The sequence below is a fragment of the Ruegeria sp. CDSB136 genome (assembly GCF_059610965.1).
The window spans coordinates 1-3,445 of the sequence record NZ_JBXWOP010000054.1; the positions used below are offsets into that span (position 1 = coordinate 1).

Consider the following 3,445-nt stretch of genomic DNA (forward strand, 5'->3'; position numbering starts at 1 on the left):
CAAAACTACAAGCGTTGAAGTCAGGAGAGAACAGGAATGTCGACGTATTATTCTGAAGAGCACGAGTGGCTGCGAGTTGAAGGAGAAGTTGCGACGCTGGGGATTACGGTTCATGCGGCTGAGCAGCTTGGCGATGTTGTTTTTGTCGAGCAGCAGGAAGCGGGTGACGAGTTTGAGAAGGGCGGCGAGATCGGCGTGATCGAGTCGGTCAAGGCGGCGTCCGAGCTTTATGCGCCGGTGGATGGCGAGATTGTCGAGGTGAACGAGGCGCTGGCGGACAATCCCGGTTCGCTGAACGACGACCCCGAGGGCGAGGCGTGGATCTACAAGATCAAGATCGCGGATGCGTCGCAGCTGGAGGATCTGATGGATCTGGACGGCTACAAGGCCCTGATCGGCTGAGCAAACGGCGGGTTCCGACGGGATCCGCCCCCTTCTTTCACCCGGAGCCGCTGATTTGGGCTCCGCCCGTTTGGGCCTGACACTGTCCCCGGACAGGTTCCAGGACGGCCCTTACCCCACGCCGGAGGCTCCTGCCAGAGCGGCTGGGTGAGACATTTCATGAGGAGCGCTGCAATGGCCTTCAAACTGACCGATTACGAAGCCTATGACTTCGCCAATCGCCGCCACATCGGCCCGTCGCCCACCGAGATGCGCGACATGCTGAAGGTGATCGGCTTCAAGACGCTGGACGAGCTGATCGACGCCACCGTCCCGCCGGCGATCCGGCAGACAGAGCCGCTGGACTGGGGTCCGGCGATGACCGAGCGCGATGCGCTCTTTCACATGAAAGAGGTGGCGCGCAAGAACAAGGTTCTGACCTCGCTGATCGGTCAGGGCTATTACGGCACCACCACGCCGGCGCCGATCCTGCGCAACATCCTGGAAAACCCGGCCTGGTACACCGCCTATACGCCCTATCAGCCCGAGATCAGCCAGGGCCGTCTTGAGGCGCTTCTGAACTTCCAGACCATGGTCAGCGACCTGACCGGGCTGGACGTGGCCAACGCCTCGCTGCTGGACGAAGCCACCGCGGCGGCCGAAGCCATGGCGATGGCCAAGCGCGGCGGCCGGTCCAAGGCCAACAACGCGGCCTTCTTCGTGGACAAGAACTGCCACCCGCAGACCATCGCGGTCATTAAAACACGCGCCGAGCCTCTGGGCATCGACGTGCAGGTGGCCGATCCGGATACGCTGGATGCTGGTGCGGTGTTTGGCGCCATCTTCCAGTATCCGGGCACCTATGGCCATGTGCGCGACTTCTCTGCCGAGATCGCGGCGCTGCATGAACATAAGGCGATCGCCATCGTAGCGGCCGATATCCTGTCGCTGGCACTGCTGAAGTCACCGGGCGAGATGGGCGCGGACATTGCCATCGGCTCGACCCAGCGCTTTGGCGTGCCGATGGGCTATGGCGGCCCGCACGCGGCCTACATGGCGACCACCGACAAGCTGAAACGGTCGATGCCGGGGCGGATCATCGGCGTCAGCATCGACAGCCGTGGCAACAAGGCCTATCGCTTGGCGCTGCAGACCCGCGAGCAGCATATCCGCCGCGAGAAGGCGAACTCGAACGTCTGCACCGCGCAGGCGCTGCTGGCCGTCATTGCCTCGATGTATGCGGTCTATCACGGCCCCGACGGCATCAAGGCCATCGCGCAATCGGTGCACCGCAAGACCTCGCGCCTGGCCGACGGTCTGGAGGCGGCAGGCTTTGCCGTGGAACCCGAGGTGTTCTTCGACACCATCACGGTCGAGGTCGGCCATCTGCAGAAGACGGTCATGGAGGCCGCCGTGGCCCGGGGCGTCAACCTGCGCAAGGTGGGCGAGACCAAGGTCGGCATCAGCCTTGATGAACAGACCCGCCCCGAGACCATCGAGGCGGTCTGGGGTGCCTTCGGCATCGACCGCAAGGATGACAGCTCGAACAAGCATTACCGCCTGCCGGAACATGCGCTGCGCGAAAGCGCGTACCTGACCCACCCGATCTTCCACAAGAACCGGGCCGAGGCCGAGATCACCCGCTACATGCGCCGTCTGGCCGACCGCGACCTGGCACTGGACCGGGCGATGATCCCGCTGGGGTCCTGCACCATGAAGCTGAACGCCACGATCGAGATGATCCCGGTCACCTGGCCCGAGTTCGGCAATCTGCACCCGTTCTGCCCTGAAGATCAGGCGCAGGGCTATCACGAGATGATTGCCGATCTGAACGACAAGCTGTGCCAGATCACCGGCTATGACGCGATCAGCCAGCAGCCCAACTCGGGCGCGCAGGGTGAGTACGCGGGTCTGCTGACCATCCGCAACTATCACTTCGCCCGTGGCGAAGGGCACCGCAATGTCTGCCTGATCCCGACCTCGGCGCATGGCACCAACCCGGCCTCGGCGCAGATGGTGGGCTGGCAGGTGGTGCCGGTGCAGTCGGACGACAAGGGCAACATCGATGTCGCCGATTTCCGCGCCAAGGCGGAAAAGCACAGCGACCATCTGGCTGCCTGCATGATCACCTACCCCTCGACCCATGGCGTGTTCGAGGAAACCGTGCAGGAGGTCTGCCAGATCACCCATGACCACGGCGGTCAGGTCTATATCGACGGCGCCAACATGAACGCCATGGTCGGTCTGGCCCAGCCGGGCAAGATCGGCGGCGATGTCAGCCACCTGAACCTGCACAAGACCTTCTGCATCCCGCATGGCGGCGGCGGCCCCGGCATGGGTCCGATCGGCGTCAAGGCGCATCTGGAAGAGCATCTGCCCGGCCACCCGGAATACGGCACCGCCGTGGGCCCGGTCTCGGCGGCGCCCTTCGGCTCGCCCTCGATCCTTCCCGTATCGTGGGCCTATGTGCTGCTGATGGGCGGTGAGGGTCTGACGCAGGCGACGAAAGTGGCGATCCTGAACGCCAACTACATCGCGGCACGGCTCAAGGATGCCTATCCGATCCTCTACACCTCGGAAACGGGCCGGGTGGCGCATGAATGCATCCTCGACACCCGTCCGCTGGACGAGGCCGCGCATGTCAGCGTCGACGACATCGCCAAGCGTCTGGTCGATAGCGGCTTCCACGCGCCGACCATGTCCTGGCCGGTGGCGGGCACCCTGATGGTCGAACCCACCGAATCGGAACCCATGGCCGAGCTGGACCGCTTCTGCGATGCCATGCTGTCCATCCGGGCCGAGGCGCAGGACATCATCGACGGCAAGATCGACGCGGACAACAACCCGCTCAAAAACGCCCCCCACACGGTGCGCGATCTGGTCGGCGACTGGGACCGCCCCTACACCCGCGAACAGGCCTGCTTCCCCCCGGGCTCCATGGGCGTCGACAAATACTGGTCCCCCGTCAACCGCGTCGACAACGCATACGGCGACAGAAACCTCATCTGCACATGCCCTCCAATGTCAGAATACGAAGAAGCCGCTGAGTGAAAGATAATACCCC

Annotated in this window: 2 protein-coding genes; both read left to right on the forward strand. The window is 63.8% G+C overall.

What is annotated here, in order from left to right; all coding sequences use genetic code 11:
• The first annotated feature begins 36 nt into the window (after positions 1-36).
• Positions 37-402, forward strand: coding sequence for a glycine cleavage system protein GcvH (gcvH, locus tag AC2FIR_RS24010; protein ID WP_170613943.1), 366 nt, complete (start codon positions 37-39; stop codon positions 400-402).
• A gap of 174 nt (positions 403-576) precedes the next feature.
• Positions 577-3,432: an aminomethyl-transferring glycine dehydrogenase gene (gcvP, locus tag AC2FIR_RS24015; protein ID WP_496748222.1), complete on the forward strand. Its 2,856-nt coding sequence runs from the start codon at positions 577-579 to the stop codon at positions 3,430-3,432.
• Positions 3,433-3,445 lie beyond the last annotated feature (13 nt).

Bases quoted from the DNA above. Each gene is read 5' to 3' on its own strand.
- gcvH (WP_170613943.1), top strand. From the start codon at position 37: ATGTCGACGTATTATTCTGAAGAGCACGAGTGGCTGCGAGTTGAAGGA.
- gcvP (WP_496748222.1), top strand. From the start codon at position 577: ATGGCCTTCAAACTGACCGATTACGAAGCCTATGACTTCGCCAATCGC.